This window comes from Kaistia terrae (assembly GCF_026344005.1).
Taxonomy (GTDB): domain Bacteria; phylum Pseudomonadota; class Alphaproteobacteria; order Rhizobiales; family Kaistiaceae; genus Kaistia; species Kaistia terrae.
In genome coordinates this window covers 778,580-796,454 of sequence record NZ_JAPKNH010000002.1, presented here as the reverse complement: position 1 = coordinate 796,454, position 17,875 = coordinate 778,580, and the positions used below count along the sequence as shown (strand labels likewise).

Annotated in this window: 19 protein-coding genes and 1 pseudogene; 16 read left to right on the top strand and 4 right to left on the bottom strand. The window is 63.9% G+C overall.

Features of this window, described 5'->3' with window-relative positions:
• From livM to OSH12_RS08815, 6 genes and pseudogenes are all read left to right on the top strand, one after another.
• Window positions 1–1,380 carry a high-affinity branched-chain amino acid ABC transporter permease LivM gene (gene livM / locus OSH12_RS08840; protein WP_266343148.1) on the top strand — a complete coding sequence of 460 codons (1,380 nt, stop codon included), beginning with the start codon at window positions 1–3 and terminating at the stop codon, window positions 1,378–1,380.
• Window positions 1,380–2,255: pseudogene (locus tag OSH12_RS08835) on the top strand (ABC transporter ATP-binding protein); the annotation flags it as partial. The gene livM and the pseudogene OSH12_RS08835, both read left to right, overlap by 1 nt.
• A 20-nt stretch (window positions 2,256–2,275) precedes the next feature.
• The gene (locus OSH12_RS08830) at window positions 2,276–3,013 is read left to right on the top strand and encodes an ABC transporter ATP-binding protein (protein ID WP_266343146.1); all 738 of its coding nucleotides are present in this window, start codon (window positions 2,276–2,278) and stop codon (window positions 3,011–3,013) included.
• A 49-nt stretch (window positions 3,014–3,062) separates the two neighbouring features.
• A complete protein-coding gene (locus OSH12_RS08825; RefSeq protein WP_266343145.1) occupies window positions 3,063–3,407 on the top strand; it encodes a DUF6867 family protein in 345 nt (114 codons plus the stop codon).
• A gap of 160 nt (window positions 3,408–3,567) precedes the next feature.
• Window positions 3,568–4,686, top strand: a complete 1,119-nt coding sequence (locus OSH12_RS08820; RefSeq protein WP_266343144.1) for a branched-chain amino acid ABC transporter substrate-binding protein — start codon at window positions 3,568–3,570, stop codon at window positions 4,684–4,686.
• A 111-nt stretch (window positions 4,687–4,797) separates the two neighbouring features.
• Window positions 4,798–5,916, top strand: coding sequence for a branched-chain amino acid ABC transporter substrate-binding protein (locus OSH12_RS08815; RefSeq protein ID WP_266343143.1), 1,119 nt, complete (start codon window positions 4,798–4,800; stop codon window positions 5,914–5,916).
• Here OSH12_RS08815 and OSH12_RS08810 read toward each other — a convergent pair.
• Window positions 5,913–7,160, bottom strand: a complete 1,248-nt coding sequence (locus OSH12_RS08810; RefSeq protein ID WP_266343142.1) for an NAD(P)/FAD-dependent oxidoreductase — start codon at window positions 7,158–7,160, stop codon at window positions 5,913–5,915. The two genes, OSH12_RS08815 and OSH12_RS08810, sit on opposite strands and share 4 nt — an antisense overlap.
• A 160-nt stretch (window positions 7,161–7,320) precedes the next feature.
• On the opposite strand from OSH12_RS08810, the gene rpe reads away from it, so the two are divergent.
• From rpe to OSH12_RS08785, 5 genes are all read left to right on the top strand, one after another.
• Window positions 7,321–7,995, top strand: a complete 675-nt coding sequence (rpe, locus tag OSH12_RS08805; RefSeq protein ID WP_266343141.1) for a ribulose-phosphate 3-epimerase — start codon at window positions 7,321–7,323, stop codon at window positions 7,993–7,995.
• A gap of 35 nt (window positions 7,996–8,030) precedes the next feature.
• Window positions 8,031–8,750 carry a DUF2259 domain-containing protein gene (locus OSH12_RS08800; RefSeq protein WP_266343140.1) on the top strand — a complete coding sequence of 240 codons (720 nt, stop codon included), beginning with the start codon at window positions 8,031–8,033 and terminating at the stop codon, window positions 8,748–8,750.
• Window positions 8,751–8,829: 79 nt separating this feature from the next.
• Entirely contained in the window at window positions 8,830–9,159 is a 330-nt protein-coding gene (locus OSH12_RS08795; RefSeq protein WP_266343139.1) for a hypothetical protein, read from the top strand.
• Window positions 9,160–9,228: 69 nt separating this feature from the next.
• Complete coding sequence (purB, locus tag OSH12_RS08790) at window positions 9,229–10,536, top strand: adenylosuccinate lyase (RefSeq protein ID WP_266343138.1); 1,308 nt, start codon at window positions 9,229–9,231, stop codon at window positions 10,534–10,536.
• Between the two features lie 93 nt (window positions 10,537–10,629).
• Window positions 10,630–11,106, top strand: a complete 477-nt coding sequence (locus OSH12_RS08785) for a glutathione peroxidase (protein WP_266343137.1) — start codon at window positions 10,630–10,632, stop codon at window positions 11,104–11,106.
• Window positions 11,107–11,293: 187 nt separating this feature from the next.
• Here OSH12_RS08785 and OSH12_RS08780 read toward each other — a convergent pair whose 3' ends face one another.
• The 3 genes from OSH12_RS08780 to OSH12_RS08770 form a co-directional block, all read right to left on the bottom strand.
• Entirely contained in the window at window positions 11,294–11,992 is a 699-nt protein-coding gene (locus tag OSH12_RS08780; RefSeq protein WP_266343136.1) for an MIP family channel protein, read from the bottom strand.
• 78 nt (window positions 11,993–12,070) lie between these two features.
• Window positions 12,071–12,844 carry an HpcH/HpaI aldolase family protein gene (locus OSH12_RS08775; RefSeq protein ID WP_266343135.1) on the bottom strand — a complete coding sequence of 258 codons (774 nt, stop codon included), beginning with the start codon at window positions 12,842–12,844 and terminating at the stop codon, window positions 12,071–12,073.
• A gap of 95 nt (window positions 12,845–12,939) precedes the next feature.
• Complete coding sequence (locus tag OSH12_RS08770) at window positions 12,940–13,263, bottom strand: DUF1476 domain-containing protein (RefSeq protein ID WP_266343134.1); 324 nt, start codon at window positions 13,261–13,263, stop codon at window positions 12,940–12,942.
• Between the two features lie 286 nt (window positions 13,264–13,549).
• Here OSH12_RS08770 and purC point away from each other — a divergent pair, with 286 nt between their 5' ends.
• From purC to purL, 5 genes are all read left to right on the top strand, one after another.
• Complete coding sequence (gene purC / locus OSH12_RS08765) at window positions 13,550–14,317, top strand: phosphoribosylaminoimidazolesuccinocarboxamide synthase (RefSeq protein ID WP_201400204.1); 768 nt, start codon at window positions 13,550–13,552, stop codon at window positions 14,315–14,317.
• 73 nt (window positions 14,318–14,390) lie between these two features.
• Window positions 14,391–14,633, top strand: coding sequence for a phosphoribosylformylglycinamidine synthase subunit PurS (purS, locus tag OSH12_RS08760; RefSeq protein ID WP_266329440.1), 243 nt, complete (start codon window positions 14,391–14,393; stop codon window positions 14,631–14,633).
• 21 nt (window positions 14,634–14,654) lie between these two features.
• Window positions 14,655–14,888, top strand: coding sequence for a hypothetical protein (locus OSH12_RS08755; RefSeq protein WP_266343133.1), 234 nt, complete (start codon window positions 14,655–14,657; stop codon window positions 14,886–14,888).
• 23 nt (window positions 14,889–14,911) lie between these two features.
• Window positions 14,912–15,574, top strand: a complete 663-nt coding sequence (gene purQ, locus OSH12_RS08750; RefSeq protein ID WP_266343132.1) for a phosphoribosylformylglycinamidine synthase subunit PurQ — start codon at window positions 14,912–14,914, stop codon at window positions 15,572–15,574.
• A gap of 75 nt (window positions 15,575–15,649) precedes the next feature.
• Entirely contained in the window at window positions 15,650–17,863 is a 2,214-nt protein-coding gene (gene purL, locus OSH12_RS08745; RefSeq protein WP_266343131.1) for a phosphoribosylformylglycinamidine synthase subunit PurL, read from the top strand.
• The last annotated feature ends 12 nt before the right edge of the window (window positions 17,864–17,875 follow it).

The window sequence follows — 17,875 nt, the reverse complement described above, 5'->3', positions numbered from 1 at the left end:
ATGGCAGACTCACCGGTTATCAAACATGGCTCGGATATTTCCGCAGCCGTGAAGGACTCGCTTTTGTCCGGCCTCATCGCGCTTGGACTGTTCGGTCCTCTGGTCGGGCTGCGGACCGAACAGAACATGCGCAACGAGTTGGTGGTGCAGGGCCGATGGGGGCTGCTTGCCTCCGTCATCGGCATCATCATCGTTGGGCGGTTCCTGCTTCTGACCCTGGTCTGGCCGGCCATGGCGGCGCGCAAGGAGCGGGCCGGCCCCGTATCCGAGACGCCTTCGGCCGCCCGCCAGGCGGTGTCGCGCTGGTTCGCGCCCGCGTCGGTTGTGTTCCTGTTCCTCTATCCGGCGATCGTCGTCAGCCTACTCGGCTTTCAGGGCTCGCTGAAATGGGTCGACAATTTCGGCATCCAGATCCTGATCTACGTGATGCTCGGCTGGGGCCTGAACATCGTCGTCGGCCTCGCCGGCCTGCTCGATCTCGGCTATGTCGCCTTCTACGCCGTCGGCGCCTATTCCTACGCCCTGCTGTCGAGCCATTTCGGCCTGTCGTTCTGGCTGCTGCTGCCGATGGCCGGCATTTTCGCGGCCCTTTGGGGCGTCATGCTCGGCTTTCCGGTGCTGCGATTGCGAGGCGATTACCTTGCCATCGTGACGCTGGCCTTCGGCGAGATCATACGCCTCGTGCTGATCAACTGGCGCGAAGTCACCAATGGCTCCGCCGGCATCAGCTCGATCCCGAAGATCACGCTGTTCGGCATCAAGTTCGATGCCTCGCCAGACGGCTTCGCCAGGATCATGGATCTGCCGATCTCGTCGGCCTACTACAAGATCTTTCTCTACTACCTGATCCTGCTGCTGGCGCTGCTGACGGCCTTCGTGACGATCCGCCTGCGCCGACTGCCGGTCGGGCGGGCATGGGAAGCCCTGCGCGAGGACGAGATCGCCTGCCGTTCGCTCGGCATCAACACCACCAACACCAAGCTGACCGCCTTTGCGCTCGGCGCGATGTTCGCCGGCTTTGCCGGATCGTTCTTCGCCGCGCGCCAGGGCTTCGTCAGCCCCGAATCCTTCACCTTCATGGAATCGGCGATCATCGTGGCGATCGTCGTTCTGGGCGGCATGGGTTCGATGGTCGGCGTGGCGCTGGCTGCCGTCGCCATGATCGGCGGCACGGAACTCCTGCGCGAACTGGCCTTCCTGAAGACGATCTTCGGCAGCAACTTCAACCCTGACCAGTTCCGCATGCTGATTTTCGGCCTCGCCATGGTCGGCATCATGATCTGGAAGCCGCGCGGCTTCGTCTCGTCGCGTGAGCCAACGATCTTCCTGGCGGAGAAGAAGTCGATTTCCGGCAGCCTCGTCAAAGAAGGACATGGCTGATGAGCGAAACCCTCGGCATGGCCCCGGACGCCCCGCGTCCGTGGGAAAACAACCCTGTCCTGACTGTCCAGCATGTGTTCATGCGCTTCGGCGGACTGATCGCCGTCAATGACCTGTCCTTCAGCGTCGGACGTGGTGACATCACGGCGCTGATCGGCCCGAACGGCGCCGGCAAGACCACGGTGTTCAACTGCATCACCGGCTTCTACAAGCCGACGCAGGGGATGCTGCAACTGGAGCATGCCTCCGGCGCGACCTTCCTGCTGGAACGGATGCCGGACTTCAAGATCTCGGCCAAGGCCAAGGTCGCGCGGACCTTCCAGAACATCCGCCTGTTTTCCGGCATGACCGTGCTGGAAAACCTGCTGGTGGCGCAGCACAACACGCTGATGATGGCCTCCGGCATGACGATCCTCGGCGTCCTCGGCTTGCCGAGCTACGACCGGGCCGAAAAGCGGGCTGTCGAGAAGGCCAGGTACTGGCTGGAAAAGACCGGGCTGACCGCTCGCGCCGACGATCCGGCCGGCGACCTGCCTTATGGCGCCCAGCGCCGGCTCGAAATCGCCCGCGCCATGTGTACGGAGCCGGAGCTGCTTTGCCTGGACGAACCGGCGGCTGGCCTCAACCCGCGTGAATCGGCGGAACTGAACGCCCTGCTGCTCGGCATCCGAAAGACCGAGAAGACATCGATCCTGCTGATCGAACACGACATGTCCGTAGTCATGGAGATTTCCGACCACGTCATCGTCCTCGAATACGGCACCAAGATCGCCGATGGCACGCCCACCGAGGTGCGCAACGACCCGCGCGTGATCGCCGCCTATCTCGGCGTCGATGACGACGAGGTCGAGATCGTCGAGGAACGACTGGACCAGATCATCGAAGGGGCGGCGACATGACCGGTCAGAACGGGACGCCGCTGCTGTCCGTGCAGGGCGCCAAGACCTATTACGGCAAGATCATCGCGCTGAAGGGCGTCGATGTGGACGTCTACAAGGGCGAGATCGTCACGCTGATCGGCGCCAACGGCGCCGGCAAGTCAACGCTGATGATGACCATTTGCGGCAACCCGCGCGCCCGGGAAGGCAAGATCCTCTTCGAGGGCCGCGACATCACCGAGATGCCGACGCATGAGATTGCGCGGCTGCGCATCGCCCAGTCGCCCGAAGGCCGCCGCATATTCCCGCGCATGACGGTGCTGGAAAACCTGCAGATGGGCGCGGCGCTCGACAAGCTCGCCCATTTCGACGAGGACGTGGAGCGGATGTTCACGCTGTTCCCGCGCCTGAAGGAGCGCGTCGCCCAGCGCGGCGGCACGCTTTCGGGCGGCGAACAGCAGATGCTGGCGATCGCCCGCGCCCTGATGGCGCGGCCCAAGCTGCTGATGCTGGACGAACCCTCGCTCGGCCTCGCGCCGCTGATCGTCAAGCAGATCTTCGACGTCATCGGCGAACTCAACCGCACGGAAGGCCTCACCGTCTTCCTGGTCGAGCAGAATGCGTATCACGCGCTGAAGCTCGCCCATCGCGGCTACGTGCTGGTGAACGGTCTCGTCACCATGTCCGGCACCGGCAAGGAATTGCTGCAGAAGCCGGAAATCCGCGCGGCCTATCTGGAAGGCGGTGCTCATTGAGCCCCTTCCCCAACTCTTCTTCGAAGAAAACCCCAAGGGGGCATTCCTGATGTCGGGCATCCTCTATGAAGAAGCCTCGATGGTGACGTTCCTGTTTGTCACCATCGTTCTGGGTGGCGCGGGAGCCTGGATGACAGGCCGCGCCTGCGCCCTGACCTGGCGACCGTTCGGCATGCTGCTGCTCTATCTGCTGATCCTGTCGTTCGCCGTGCGCTTCATCCACTTCTCGCTTTTCCAGGCAACGCTGCTGTCGCTGCATTACTGGATCGTCGATGCGATCTTCGTGCTGGCGGTCGGGTCGATCGCCTACCGCTACACCCGCACCAACCAGATGGTTTCGCAATATTACTGGCTTTACGCAAAGTCAGGACCGCTGGCTTGGCGTGCAATTTGAATTTTCACTCGCGGTTCGGCAATCGTCCAAGATTGAACCAAGACTGAAACAAGAAACCGGATGACAGTCATAAGGAAATCGGCAAGATAACCGATCAAGGCGACCCGTCATCCGCCGATAGGGCAAAAGCCCACCTTCCAGATCCAACGGGAGACGTAGAATGAAGAAGACCCTCATCTCAAGCCTGGCGTTCGCCGCGGGCTTGACGCTGGCCGGCATGGCCCATGCGGACGATATCAAGATCGCCGCCGCTGGCCCCCTGACCGGTCCGAACGCCGCCTTTGGCGCCCAGATCCAGAAGGGCACCGAGCAGGCCATTGCCGACATCAACGCGGCTGGCGGCGTCGGTGGCAACAAGTTCGTCCTCACGCTGGGCGATGACGTTTCCGATCCGAAGCAGGGCGTTTCGGTCGCCAACAAGTTCGTCGGCGACGGCGTGACTTTCGTCGTCGGCCACTTCAACTCCGGCGTGTCGATCCCCGCCTCGGAAGTCTATGCCGAAAACGGCGTCCTGCAGATCTCGCCCGCTTCGACCAATCCGAAATTCACCGAGCGGGACCTCTGGAACACCTTCCGTACCTGCGGTCGCGATGACCAGCAGGGCGCGGTTGCCGGCAAGTACATTGTCGACCACCTGAAGGACAAGAAGATCGCCATCATCCACGACAAGACCCCGTATGGTCAGGGCCTTGCCGACGAGACCAAGAAGGCTGCGAACGCCGGTGGCGTCACCGAAGTCGTCTATGAAGGCATCAATGTCGGCGACAAGGACTTCTCCGCCCTCATCTCCAAGATGAAGTCGGCTGGCGTCGAGGTCATCTATTACGGCGGCCTGCACCAGGAAGCCGGCCTCATCGTCCGCCAGGCGGCAGAACAGGGCCTGAAGGCCGTGCTGTTCTCCGGCGACGGCATCACCGACCGCGAGTTCGCCGCGATCGCCGGCCCCGCTGCCGACGGCACGCTGATGACCTTCGGTCCCGATCCGCGCCTGAACCCCGACGCCAAGGAAGTCGTGGAACGCTTCCGCGCTTCGGGCTTCGAGCCGGAAGCCTACACGCTCTACTCCTATGCCAGCGTCCAGGTCATCGCCCAGGCGATCGAAAAGGCCGGCTCCACCGATCCGCAGAAGGTCGCGGAAGTGATCAAGTCGGGCGGCCCGTGGAAGACCGTTCTCGGCCCGCTCTCCTATGATGCCAAGGGCGACCGCACCACGGCCGACTATGTCATCTACTCCTGGCTCAAGGATGCCGACGGCAAGCTCGACTACAAGCAGCTCTAAGCCGATCTCTATCTGACAAACATCGAAGCGCCCGCGTCTCCTCGAGACGCGGGCGTTTTCTTTTGGTCCGCCGCCGGGCATGATCGCGCCATGCCCCGAAAAGGACGACCGATGCTCCGCGCCACTCCTTGCCTGTCGACTTGCCTGTCCGCTTTCCTTGCCGTTCTGCTTACCGGCCCCGTGCTGGCCGATATCCGCATCCAGGCGGTCGGGCCGATGACCGGCCCCTATCAGGCGCTCGGCAAGCAGATCCGCGCCGGCGTCGAGACAGCGGTTGACGCGCTCAACGCACAAGGCGGCATCGACGGCGAACGCATCACCGTCGATATCGAGGACGATGCCTGCAAGCCCGACAATGCGGTCGCCACCGCCAATCGCGCCATCGGGCGCGGCAACGCGCTGGTGGTGGGCCATGTCTGCGCCGAAGCGGCGATGGCTGCCGGCGCCGTCTATGCCGACAACAAGCTGCTGGCGATCACCCCGGCCGTCACCGCCAACCGCTACACCGACAACCGCGCCGGGCCGACGCTCCTGCGCCTTGCCGCCCGCGACGACGCACAGGGACCAACGGCCGGCGCCTTCCTGGCCGAGCGCTTCGGCAACAAGCGCATCGCCGTTCTGAATGACGGCTCTCCCTACGGAAAACCGCTGGCCGAAGCCGTCAAACAGGCGCTGAACGAGACCGGCAAGCGGGAAGCCCGCCTCGACACGTTCGATCCCGGCGCGAAGGAATACAACGCGCTCGCCGACCGCCTCATCGCCGACGCGATCGATGTCGTCTTTATCGGCGGCGACCAGGGCGATATCGCACTGATCCTGAAGGCGCTGCGCGCCAAGGGTTCGCCGGCCATCGTCATGGGCGGCGATTCGCTCGCCACCACCGAGTTCCGCAACACCGCAGGCGACGCGGCCGAGGGAACGCTGCTGACCTTCTTCACCGACTGGCGACAGGGCGAAGCCGCGAAAGAGGCCAGCGCCGCGCTGCGCAACGCCGGCGTCGAGCCGCAGGGCTATGTTCTGCCGGCCTATGCCGCCGTCCAGCTCTGGGCCGCCGCGCGAAAGTCGAGCGGTTCGGCCGAGGGCGAGGACATCGCCTCGACGCTATCGGGATCTTCGACGCAGACCGTGCTGGGTCCCATCACCTTCGACGGCCAGGGCGACGCTCAACTCACCGGCTTTGCCGTCTATCGCTGGCAGGATGGAACCCTCGTCCCCGACGCCAGCCCCTAGCGGAAACGGGTCGGGCTGAACGGAGCCGGATCGACGAAGGGCATTTCGCGCGTGATCAGTTCGGCCAGCAGGCGGCCGGTCGCCGGGCCGAGCGTGAAGCCGAGATGGCCATGGCCGAAATTGAGCCAGAGACCAGGATGGCGCGGCGCCGGGCCAACGATCGGCATCGAGTCCGGCAAACAGGGCCGCGCGCCCATCCAGGGCTCTTCCTCGATCTGATCGCCGAGCGGAAACAACGCCTTCACCTGCGGCAGGATCTTGGCGATCTGCACCGGCGTCGGCGGCGCATCGCGCTCGTCGAACTCGATTCCCGAGGTGATCCGGTAGCCCTGCCGCATCGGCGTCAGCACATAGCCATGCGCGACATCGACGACCGGACGTTCGAGAACGGCATCGCCGCGCGGCTTGAAATGCAGGTGGTAGCCGCGCTTGACGGCGAGCGGATAGCGATAGCCCAGCGGCTTCAGCAGATCCATCGCCCAGGGGCCGAGCGCCACGACAACATCGGGCGCCGTCGCGCAGCGGCCGTCGATATCGACAACCCAGAGGTCATTCTCGCGCCGCAGCGACAGCGCGTCGCCATGCGCGAACGTGCCGCCCATCGCCTCGAACAGCCGTGCATAGGCCTTGGTGACCCCGCCGGGGCTCGTCACCGAAACCGAGTCGGGCCAGAAGACGGCGCGGGCGAATACCGGCGCCAGATCGGGCTCAAGATCGGTGATCTGGTGGCTGTCGAGCGTCTCGTAGCGCACGCCAAATCGCTCGGCCAGGGCGAGGTGTGCTTTCGTGTCGGCCTCGAAGCCGGCAATGCTGCGATAGCCCTTGAGCCAGCCGGTGCCACGGAAGAACTCGACCGCCCTGCCCTTGCCGGCCAGGACGCCGTGCTCGCTCGCTGCATGGGCGAGAATGGGGTTCATCGCCTCGGCATAATGCTCGATGGCGCGGGGCGACGACCCTGCCCTGAGCTTCAGGAGCCAGGGCGCGATCTTCGGCAGGAAGCGGCGATTGTAATGGAGCGCGGTTTCCTCGTTGCGGCCATATTTCCACAGCGCGCCAAACTGGCGTGGAAAGACGATCGGATAGAAGCCCTCGCGCTCGATGACGCCGGCATTGCCATAGGACGTCGCCTCGCCCGGATCGCGCTTGTCGATCAGGGCAACGCTGCGGTTGCGCTTCTGCAGATTGAGCGCGGCAGAGACGCCGACAATGCCTGCGCCGAGCACGATCGCGTCGAACCGCTCCATCTCTTTCTCGCCGGGAATCGCTTTCTTCCTTCCGCTGTTGGGTCGAGTTTGCCTGTCGCGGACCGGACGAGCAATTGCCGAGACCCGATTGCCGTGTTAGGGCCGAAACGAACCCGAACGGACCTGCCCCTTACGGTCCCCGAAGCTGAAAGCAGATATCATGGCCTCGCCTCTCCTGATCTCGCCATCCATCCTCGCTTCGGACTTTTCCCGTCTCGGCGAGGAAGTGCGCGACGTCGAGGCTGCCGGCGCCGACTGGATCCATCTCGACATCATGGATGGCCATTTCGTCCCCAACATCACCTTCGGCCCGCCGGTCGTGCGGGCGCTTCGCCCGCTGACCAAGGCCCTGTTCGACGTGCATCTGATGATCGCGCCCGCCGATGCCTATCTGGCTGAATTCGCCGATGCCGGCGCCGATCTGATCACCGTCCATGCCGAAGCCGGTCCGCATCTGCACCGTTCGCTGCAGACCATCCGCAATCTCGGCAAGAAGGTGGGCGTCGCGCTCAATCCCTCGACGCCGGAAAGCGCCATCGCCTATGTGCTCGACATGGTCGACCTCGTGCTGGTGATGAGCGTCAATCCGGGCTTTGGCGGCCAGAGCTTCATCCCGGAATCGATCGACAAGGTGGCGCGGATCAAGGCGATGATCGGTGACCGCCCTATCCACATCGAAGTCGATGGTGGCGTTGCGCCCGATACCGCGCCGGCACTGGTCAGGGCGGGCGCCGATGTGCTCGTCGCCGGCTCGTCGATCTTCAAGGGCGGCAGCGCCGCTTTTGCCGGCAACATCACCGCCATCCGCGACGCCGTTGCTCGCGGCTCGATCTAGCAAGTCCTCATCGCCCCAGCAGGAGAGACCGGTCCATGCGTGCCAGAACCCTCGCGGCCTGCCTGATGGCCGGCGGCCTTGTTGCCGCCCTGCCGATCCCGGCGATAGCAGGCGATTTCGCCGAGCGCTCGATCCTCGGCTTCTCGCCCAATGGCGACCGCTTCGCCTTCGAGGAATTCGGCGTCCAGGACGGCTCCGGCTTCCCCTATGCGAACCTGTTCGTACTCGATACGACGAGGGATAGCTGGGTCGCGGGCACCCCGGTGCGCGTGCGGCTCGACGACGAGACAAAGGGCGTTCCGGCCGCCCGAAGCGCAGCGGCCCAGAAGGCTGCCGCTCTGCTGGACGGTATCGACCAGCCCGGTACGCTGCTCGCCTCCAACCCGATCACCGAAAGCGGCCGCGATCCATACTCCATCGCCTTCCGCCGCCATCCCGTCCAGCAGCTGGATGGGCCGGAATTGACGGTATCGCTCACGCCGATCCCGCTCGCGGCGCCGGAAAACAGTGATCCGGAATACAAGACCCAAGGCTTCCGGCTGGTTCTCAAGGATGAACGCGGTGAAACCGTCCTGCATGAGGACAAGACGCTGCCGGCAAGCCGGGGCATCGCGCTCGATTACCGCATCAACGATGTCATCATCCATCAGCGTTTCGGCCAGCCGGCAACGCTGGTCGTGCTCGTCATGGTGCTGACGCGCGGCTTTGAGGGACCCGACGGACGCTACATCGCCGTCGCCACGCAGTTGCCCTGAGAAGGCCGCTTCCGAAGCCGATTCCGGAACGCCTGCATGCCTCGGCCGTTGAAGACCGGGGCGAGCAGGAGAACGCGTCATGTCTTCCCGACTGAAATTTTGCGATTCGGCCCCCCGCATAGCGAGGGTAGCGGCGCTCGCCGCCGTCGTGGGGGCAGCAATGGGCTTGGCCGCTCCGAAGCCGGTTTCCGCGCAAGAGATCTTGCTGGTCGAGGATATCGAGGTTCCGCCGCCCCCGATTGTCGACACGCCGCCTCCGCCCCCGCCCGGCTGCACGGAGACGACGATCCGCACCGAGGATGACGCCGGAACGACGATCGAGCGCCGCACCGATTGCCCGCCTCCCGTCGACGAGGATGGCCTGCCGCCACTGGACGAGCCGCCTCCACCTCCGCCGCCACTCGATTAGCCGCCCCATCGGGTTGTTCGGGCCCTCTCGCTCTGGTATTCCCCCGGTCGAAACCAAGAGGGCCCGCCTATGATCCCGCGCTACTCGCGCCCCGAAATGACGGCGATCTGGTCGCCGGAAACCAAGTTCCGCATCTGGTTCGAGATCGAGGCGCATGCGCTCGACGCTCTCGCCGATATCGGCACCGTTCCGAAGTCGGCGGCCGAGACCGTCTGGGCAAAGGGCGGCGCGGCAACGTTCGACATCGATCGGATCGATGACATCGAGCGCGTTACCAAGCATGACGTCATCGCCTTCCTGACGCATCTGGCCGAGATCGTCGGCGAGGACGCCCGCTTCGTGCATCAGGGCATGACCTCGTCCGACGTGCTCGACACCTGCTTCAATGTCCAGTTGGTGCGCGCCGCAGATCTGCTGATCGCCGATGTCGACAAGCTGCTGGAAGCCCTGAAGCGCCGCGCCTTCGAGCACAAGGACACGGTCACCATCGGCCGCAGCCATGGCATTCACGCCGAGCCGATCACCTTCGGCATGAAGCTGGCCCAGGCCTATGCCGAGTTCGACCGCAACCGCGCCCGCCTGGTCGCGGCCCGCGCCGAAGTCGCCACCTGCGCCATCTCGGGCGCCGTCGGCTCCTTCGCCAACATCGACCCGCGCGTCGAAGAGCATGTGGCGGAAAAGCTCGGCCTCGTGCCGGAGCCGGTCTCGACGCAGGTCATCCCGCGCGACCGTCATGCGATGTATTTCGCGACGCTCGGCGTCGTTGCCTCGTCGATCGAGCGTCTCGCCACCGAGATCCGCCATCTGCAGCGCACCGAAGTGCTCGAAGCCGAGGAGTATTTCTCCCCCGGCCAGAAGGGCTCGTCGGCGATGCCGCACAAGCGCAATCCCGTCCTGACCGAGAACCTGACCGGCCTCGCCCGTCTGGTTCGCGGCATGGCGCTGCCGGCGATGGAAAACGTCGCGCTGTGGCACGAGCGCGATATCTCGCACTCCTCAGTCGAGCGCATGATCGGCCCTGACGCCACGGTGACCCTCGATTTCGCTCTGGTCCGCATGACCAGCGTCATCGACAAGCTGCTGGTCTATCCGGACAACATGCAGAAGAACCTCGACCGCCTCGGCGGCCTGGTTCATTCGCAGCGCGTGCTTCTGGCCCTGACGCAGAAGGGTGCTTCGCGCGAGGACGCCTACAGCCTCGTCCAGCGCAACGCCATGAAGGTCTGGGAACAGGGCGCCGACTTCCTGACCGAGCTCAAGGCCGATCCGGCTGTGACAGCGCTGCTGTCGGAAGCGGAGATCGAAGAAAAGTTCGACCTCGGCTACCACACCAAGCACATCGACACGATCTTCCGCCGCGTCTTCGGCGAAGCGTAGGGATCGCTCACCAAGAGCTTGAGCTTAAGACAGGCGCCCTTATCTCTAGGGCGCCTGTTTTTGTTTCAGCGCCATGAAAGCCGAGGTCCACACATGCCCTCCCCGCTCTACGACATTCCCGTCAGCCGCATCGACGGCAGCAAGGCGACGCTCGGCGACTATGCCGGGCAGGTTCTGCTCGTCGTCAACGTCGCCTCGAAATGTGGGCTGACGCCGCAATATGACGGGCTCGAGGCCCTCTACCGAACCTACAAGGACAAGGGCCTGACGGTGGTCGGTTTCCCGGCCAATAATTTCAAGGGGCAGGAACCGGGATCGAATGAAGAGATCCAGGAATTCTGCCGGCTGACCTATGGCGTCGATTTTCCCATGTTCGCCAAGATTTCGGTCAAGGGCGACGACCGCCACCCGCTCTATGCTGCGCTGGCCGGCGATGACGACATCTCCTGGAATTTCGAAAAGTTCCTGATTGGCCGCGACGGCAAAGTGGCGGCTCGCTTCTCGCCTCAGACAGAGCCAAACGATCCCGCAGTCGTCTCCGCGCTGGAAGCAGAACTCGCGAAGAACTGAAGACCCGACAGCAAAAAGCCCGCCTCGAGGGGCGGGCTTGTGAACGAGAGCCGGCTATGGCTGCTTCAAGGCGCTGCGCTATTCATCACCTCTCCCTGAGGGAGAGGTAAGAAAGCAATGTGATGTTGCTTTCCGTATGAAGAAGGGCTGGCGAACCGCCAGCCCCATTTTTTCACTCAGCCGCGGGCTACCGCTCGCCGTGGTAGAGGATGCCGGCTCGATAGACGAAGCCGGCAAGCGCCGCGCCGATGAACGGCGCCACGATGAACAGCCAGAGCTGCGACAGCGCCGCACCGCCAGCGAACAGCGCCGGGCCGAGGCTGCGGGCCGGGTTGACCGACACGCCGGTGACATTGATGCCGACGATGTGGATCATGATCAGCGTCAGGCCGATGGCGAGGCCGGCGAAGTGATGCGGCACCAGCTTGTGCGTCACGCCGAGGATGACGACCAGGAAGATGAACGTCGCGACAACTTCGAAGATGAAGGCCGAGGTGACGTTGTATTCGCCCAGATAGCCGGGACCCCAGCCATTGGTGCCCATGCCGCCATCCCAGCCGGATGCCTTGCCCTTCATGATCAGGAAGAGGACAAGGGCGCCAACGATGGCGCCGGCGACCTGCGCGATCACATAGGTGATGAAGTCGCCGACATTCATGCGTCCCGCGATCAGCGCGCCGAGGCTGACGGCCGGATTGACGTGGCAACCGGAGATCGGGCCGATTGCATAGGCCATCGCGACGATCGCCAGGCCGAACGAGAACGCGATGCCGAGAACGCCGACCGTGCCGGCGCCGGCGATCGAAGGACCGGCGATGACGGCTGCACCGCAGCCGAAAAGGACAAGCGTGAAGGTTCCGATAAACTCCGCGATGGCTTTTTGCATGTGTAATTTCCCCGAAAACAGCCGAATCACTGCAGGGAAAAGGTACGCCTGAACCTGAACTTGTAAAATAGTGTCCGGTTACTCGGCTCTCGCTTCGTCAAGCATCGTCGCGGCACCCAGTCGAAAATACGCTCCGTCGGTGCCGAGCGCGATGAAGTCATAGCCGAGAGCGCGGTATTGCTTGGCCTGCGCGCCGGTGATGGCGAAGATGCCGACGAGCTTACCGGCCTTGCGGGCGCGGGCGAGAATATTGGCCGCCGCCTCTTGGTTGTCGGCCCGCATCGGATCTACGTTGGCGCCGTCCGAAAGCGCGATCGAGAGATCCGAAGGCCCGATGAAGACGGCGTCGATGCCCGGCACGGCCAGGATCTCGTCCAGCGCGGCAAGCGCTGCGCGCGTCTCGATCATCGCGAAGGTCAGCGTCTCGGCATTGGTGTCGCGCAGGAAAGCCGAACCGTCCGTGGCGCCTGCAAGCTGCATGGCGCGCACCGGCCCCCAGCTGCGCTCGCCGAGCGGCTGGTATTTGGCAGAAGCGGCAAAGGCGCGGGCGTCCTCGGCCGAATTGATCATCGGCGCGATGATGGCGCTGGCGCCCATGTCGAGCGCCCGGCTCGCCATGGCGAAATCGCCGACGGGAATGCGCACGATGGCGGGAACGCGCGCGAGCGCGATGGCGCCGATGCCGCGCATGACGCTGCCCGGATCATGCAGGCCGTGCTGCATGTCCAGCGTCACGCAATCGAAGCCGGCCCGCGCCGCGCCTTCCGCGACCAACGGGTCGGGCATGGCAATCCACGCGGTAAGGCAGGTGCCGCGCGAACGGAGCACCGAAACAAGGGAGGGTAACGCCATTTATCCGGTGCTCCGAAGGGTATGGAAGGGCCTGGAGCGTTTTTTAGGCGAAGCGGGGATCGCCTCGCGTGACGAAAACGCGCCCAAGCAAGGCTTTAGCCTTCGGTCTTAAGCTGCTCGATCGCCTGGGCGAGAAGCTCGTCCATCGTGCGACGGATCTGGTGGTCCGATTCGACCACGCCGGCCGCGTCGAAATCGGCCCGGATCTTGCGGAACACGTCATCGTCGCCCGCTTCCTCAAAATCGGCGGCGATCACGTCGGAAGCATAGGTTTCGGCTTCGACACCGGACTTGCCGAGCAGAGCCGCGGCCCAGATGCCAAGCTGCCGGTTCCGCCGCGCCATGGCCTTGAACCGCTGCGCTTCATCAAGCGCGAACCGGTTCTCGAAAGCGTCCTTGCGCTGGTCGAACGTCGTCATTGGCAATCTCTCCACATAGTCAAGTTGTTGGTCCCGGGAATGATATGGGGCTTGCATATCGCCGTCACCACCCCAAATTTAACGATAGTACCGAAAGCGAACACGCTGCTTGGAATGCCGAAAGCGCCGCATCTATCCGTCATTGTGAAATGGCGAGTGATCGAGTAGGTTCACGCCGCGCAAGGGACCCTTTTTGGAAGAGTCGCTTGGCTAAGCTTCGCCGCGGCGAATCCCTGTACAATGGAACCCCGGCTATATGGATTTCCTCAAACCACGGTATGTGCCCATGAACCGTCGTCGGCGCATCTATGAAGGCAAGGGCAAGATCCTTTTCGAAGGACCGGAGCCCGGGACACTGATCCAGTTCTTCAAAGACGATGCGACTGCCTTCAACAACAAGAAGCACGAAATTGTCGACGGAAAGGGCGTGTTGAACAACCGCATTTCCGAACACATTTTCACGCATCTGAACCGGATGGGCATCCCGACGCACTTCATCCGTCGGTTGAACATGCGCGAGCAACTGATCCGCGAAGTCGAGATCATCCCGCTCGAAGTCGTCGTCCGCAACGTTGCGGCCGGCTCGCTGGCCAAGCGTCTTGGCCTCGAGGAAGGCACGGTTCTGCCGCGCTCGATCATCGAATTCTATTACAAGGCCGACGCGCTCGACGACCCGATGGTGTCGGAAGAGCACATCACGGCTTTTGGCTGGGCGACCCCTCAGGAGATCGACGACATCATGGCGCTTGCCATTCGTGTCAACGACTTCCTGTCCGGCCTGTTCCTGGGCGCCGGCATCCAACTCGTCGATTTCAAGATCGAGTGCGGACGCCTCTGGGAAGCCGACATGATGCGGATCGTCGTCGCCGACGAGATCTCTCCCGATTCGTGCCGGCTCTGGGACGTGCAGACCCAGAACAAGCTCGATAAGGACCGCTTCCGCCGCGACATGGGCGGCCTCGTCGAGGCCTACCAGGAAGTCGCGCGCCGTCTCGGCATCCTGACCGAAGAGCAGGAGCGGCCTCAGGGCGGCGGTCCGGTACTCGTTCAGTAAATACCCGTTCATGGCAACGGCCGCCGCGAGGCGGCCGTTTGCATTTCTGGATCTATCTCGACTGGAGTTTCCGATGAAGGCCCGCGTCACCGTCACCTTGAAGAACGGCGTTCTTGACCCCCAGGGCAAGGCCATTGAAGGCGCCCTCGGCGCGCTTGGCTTTGCCGGCGTCGGCAGCGTCCGACAGGGCAAGGTGTTCGACATCGAAGTCGAATCGACCGACGCCGCCAAGGCGAAGACCGAGCTCGAAGCCATGGCCGCCAAGCTTCTGGCCAATACGGTCATCGAGAACTATCGTGTGGAGATCGTGGACTGATCCCGAAAGCGGAGCATCCTCATGGCGGACGTGACCAATGAACTGCTTTACGAAGTTCTGAAGTCGATCCGGAATGACGTCACGCGCATCGATCACAAGACCGATGAGATAAAGGCCGAGCTTCAGGCCATGCGTGGGCACATGATTGCGCTCCCGACGGACCTCCACAACATCTACGTGACCCTCGATCGCCACGAAACACGGCTTGATCGCATCGAACGGCGGCTGGAGCTCAGCTCCCCCGCCCTGCCCTGAGCAACTTTGATTTGGGATTGCCCATGAAATCCGCTGTCGTCGTCTTCCCAGGCTCCAATCGCGAACGCGACATGGTCGCCGCCATCGAGAAGATCACCGGCCACCGGCCCGTCACCGTCTGGCATGGCGATCATGACCTGCCCAAGGTCGACCTGATCGTCATCCCCGGCGGCTTCTCCTATGGCGATTACCTGCGCTCCGGCGCCATCGCCGCCCGCGAGCCGATCATGGGTGCCATCGCCCGCGAGGCTGAACGTGGCGTCGCTGTTCTCGGCGTCTGCAACGGCTTCCAGATCCTGTGCGAGGCCGGCCTGCTGCCGGGCGTGCTGATGCGCAATGCCGGGCTGAAGTTCATCTGCAAGGAAGTCGAGCTTCGCGTCGAGACGACGGCGAGCCAGTTCACCAAGGGCTATGCCAAGGGCGCGGTTATCCGCTCGCCGGTTGCCCATGGCGATGGCAACTATCGCACCGACGACGAGACGCTGGCCCGCCTCAAGGGCGAGGATCGCGTCGCCTTCCGCTATGTCGCCAATCCGAACGGTTCGGTCGATGACATCGCCGGCATCCTGTCGGAGAAGCGCAACATCCTCGGCATGATGCCGCATCCCGAGAACCTGATCGAACCGCTGAATGGCGGCACCGATGGCAGGCCGCTGTTCGAAGCAGCGCTTTCCGCCGTCGCCTGACATTCGCCAGACTGATCCCGACAGCCTTTTCCTCGACCGTTTGCGGTCCGCGACCTGATTGCCCTGAGGTTTTCCGTGCTCCAGAATGATACGCCGATCACGCCCGAACTCGTCGCCAGCCATGGCCTCAAGCCCGACGAATATCAGCGCATCCTCGATCTGATCGGCCGCGTGCCGACCCTGACCGAACTGGGCATCTTCTCGGCAATGTGGAACGAGCATTGTTCCTACAAGTCGTCGAAGAAGTGGCTGCGCACCCTGCCGACGACCGGCCCGCGCGTCATTTGCGGCCCCGGCGAGAATGCCGGCGTCGTCGATATCGATGACGGCCAGGCGATCATCTTCAAGATGGAAAGCCACAACCATCCTTCCTTCATCGAGCCCTATCAGGGCGCGGCGACGGGTGTCGGCGGCATTCTTCGCGATGTCTTCACCATGGGCGCCCGTCCGGTCGCGGCGATGAACGCGCTGCGCTTCGGCTCACCCGATCACCCGAAGACCCGCCACCTGGTTTCCGGCGTCGTCTCGGGCGTTGGCGGCTATGGCAATTCCTTCGGCGTGCCCACGGTTGGCGGCGAGGTGAACTTCCACGAGCGCTACAACGGCAACATCCTGGTCAACGCCTTCGCCGCCGGCCTCGCCGATGCGGACAAGATCTTCTATTCGAAGGCGGAAGGCGTCGGCCTGCCCGTCGTCTATCTCGGTTCGAAGACCGGCCGCGACGGCGTCGGCGGCGCCACCATGGCCTCGGCCGAGTTCGACGAATCGATTGAGGAGAAGCGCCCGACCGTGCAGGTCGGCGACCCCTTCGGCGAGAAGCTGCTGCTGGAAGCCTGCCTTGAGCTGATGAAGACCGGCGCGGTCATCGCCATCCAGGACATGGGCGCCGCCGGCCTCACCTGCTCGGCCGTCGAGATGGGCGCCAAGGGCGACCTCGGCATCGAGCTGGACCTCGACAAGGTTCCCTGCCGCGAAGCCAACATGACGGCCTACGAGATGATGCTCTCGGAGAGCCAGGAGCGCATGCTCATGGTGCTGCGCCCCGAGCAGGAGAAGGAAGCCGAGGCGATCTTCCACAAATGGGGGCTAGACTTCGCCATTGTCGGCTGGACCACGGACGACCTGCGCTTCCGCATCCTGCACAAGAACGTCATCGTCGCCGACCTGCCGATCAAGGAACTGGGCGACGAGGCGCCGGAATATGATCGCCCCTTCGTCCGCCGCCCCGTGCCGGCCGTGCTGAAGGCCGAGGACGTCGCTGCACCGGCAGACTATGCCGAGGCGCTGCTGAAGCTGGTCTCCGCCCCCGACATGGCCTCGCGCCGCTGGGTCTGGGAGCAGTATGACCATCTGATCCAGGGCAACACGGCGCAGAAGCCGGGCGGCGACGCGGCCGTCATCCGCGTCGAGGGCCACGAGAAAAAGGGCCTCGCCTTCTCGCTCGACGTTAGCCCGCGCTATTGCGAGGCGGATCCGTTCGAAGGCGGCAAGCAGGCGATCGCCGAATGCTGGCGCAACCTGTCGGCTGTCGGCGCGGAACCGCTGGCATCCACCGACAATCTGAACTTCGGCAACCCGGAAAAGCCCGAGATTATGGGCCAGCTGGTTGGCGCGATCGAGGGCATCGGCGCTGCCTGCCGCGCGCTCGACTTCCCGATCGTCTCCGGCAATGTCTCGCTCTACAACGAGACCAATGGCGTCGGCATCCTGCCGACCCCGGCCATTGGCGGCGTCGGCCTGCTGCCGGACATCGACGTGATGGCGACCGTTGCCTTCAAGAACGCCGGCGACGTCATCGTCCAGATCGGCCGCGATGGCAGCCATCTCGGCCAGTCGATCTACCTGCGCGAGATCCTCGGCCGCGAGGAAGGCGCTCCGCCGCCGGTTGATCTGGCCGAGGAACGCCGCGCCGGTGACTTTGTCCGCGGCATCATCCGCAGCCGTCTGGTCACCGCCTGCCACGACGTTTCCGATGGCGGCTTGCTGGTCGCACTCGCCGAAATGGCGATGGCGCGCGGGCTCGGTGCGACCGTTTCGGTCCCGGCAAGCGCGGCGACACCGCATGGCTACCTGTTCGGCGAAGATCAGGCCCGCTATGTCGTGACGGTCGACGCGTCGGTGCTCGACGCGGTCACGGCGGCCGCCGCCGAAGCCGGTGTTGAAGCGAAGGTTCTGGGCACGGTTGGCGGTGAGGTGTTGGATGTCGCCGGCCTCGCCACCATATCAGTTGCAAAGCTGAAGCAGGGCCACGAGAATTGGTTCCCTGAATTCATGGCCGCCGCCGAGTGATCGGCATATTGG

Bases quoted from the DNA above. Each gene is read 5' to 3' on its own strand.
- OSH12_RS08820 (WP_266343144.1), top strand. From the start codon at position 3,568: ATGAAGAAGACCCTCATCTCAAGCCTGGCGTTCGCCGCGGGCTTGACG.
- rpe (WP_266343141.1), top strand. From the start codon at position 7,321: ATGGCCTCGCCTCTCCTGATCTCGCCATCCATCCTCGCTTCGGACTTT.
- OSH12_RS08825 (WP_266343145.1), top strand. From the start codon at position 3,063: ATGTCGGGCATCCTCTATGAAGAAGCCTCGATGGTGACGTTCCTGTTT.
- purB (WP_266343138.1), top strand. From the start codon at position 9,229: ATGATCCCGCGCTACTCGCGCCCCGAAATGACGGCGATCTGGTCGCCG.
- OSH12_RS08795 (WP_266343139.1), top strand. From the start codon at position 8,830: ATGTCTTCCCGACTGAAATTTTGCGATTCGGCCCCCCGCATAGCGAGG.
- OSH12_RS08785 (WP_266343137.1), top strand. From the start codon at position 10,630: ATGCCCTCCCCGCTCTACGACATTCCCGTCAGCCGCATCGACGGCAGC.
- OSH12_RS08800 (WP_266343140.1), top strand. From the start codon at position 8,031: ATGCGTGCCAGAACCCTCGCGGCCTGCCTGATGGCCGGCGGCCTTGTT.
- OSH12_RS08770 (WP_266343134.1), bottom strand. From the start codon at position 13,263: ATGACGACGTTCGACCAGCGCAAGGACGCTTTCGAGAACCGGTTCGCG.
- livM (WP_266343148.1), top strand. From the start codon at position 1: ATGGCAGACTCACCGGTTATCAAACATGGCTCGGATATTTCCGCAGCC.
- OSH12_RS08815 (WP_266343143.1), top strand. From the start codon at position 4,798: ATGCTCCGCGCCACTCCTTGCCTGTCGACTTGCCTGTCCGCTTTCCTT.
- OSH12_RS08810 (WP_266343142.1), bottom strand. From the start codon at position 7,160: ATGGAGCGGTTCGACGCGATCGTGCTCGGCGCAGGCATTGTCGGCGTC.
- OSH12_RS08755 (WP_266343133.1), top strand. From the start codon at position 14,655: ATGGCGGACGTGACCAATGAACTGCTTTACGAAGTTCTGAAGTCGATC.
- OSH12_RS08830 (WP_266343146.1), top strand. From the start codon at position 2,276: ATGACCGGTCAGAACGGGACGCCGCTGCTGTCCGTGCAGGGCGCCAAG.
- purQ (WP_266343132.1), top strand. From the start codon at position 14,912: ATGAAATCCGCTGTCGTCGTCTTCCCAGGCTCCAATCGCGAACGCGAC.
- OSH12_RS08780 (WP_266343136.1), bottom strand. From the start codon at position 11,992: ATGCAAAAAGCCATCGCGGAGTTTATCGGAACCTTCACGCTTGTCCTT.
- purC (WP_201400204.1), top strand. From the start codon at position 13,550: ATGAACCGTCGTCGGCGCATCTATGAAGGCAAGGGCAAGATCCTTTTC.
- purS (WP_266329440.1), top strand. From the start codon at position 14,391: ATGAAGGCCCGCGTCACCGTCACCTTGAAGAACGGCGTTCTTGACCCC.
- OSH12_RS08775 (WP_266343135.1), bottom strand. From the start codon at position 12,844: ATGGCGTTACCCTCCCTTGTTTCGGTGCTCCGTTCGCGCGGCACCTGC.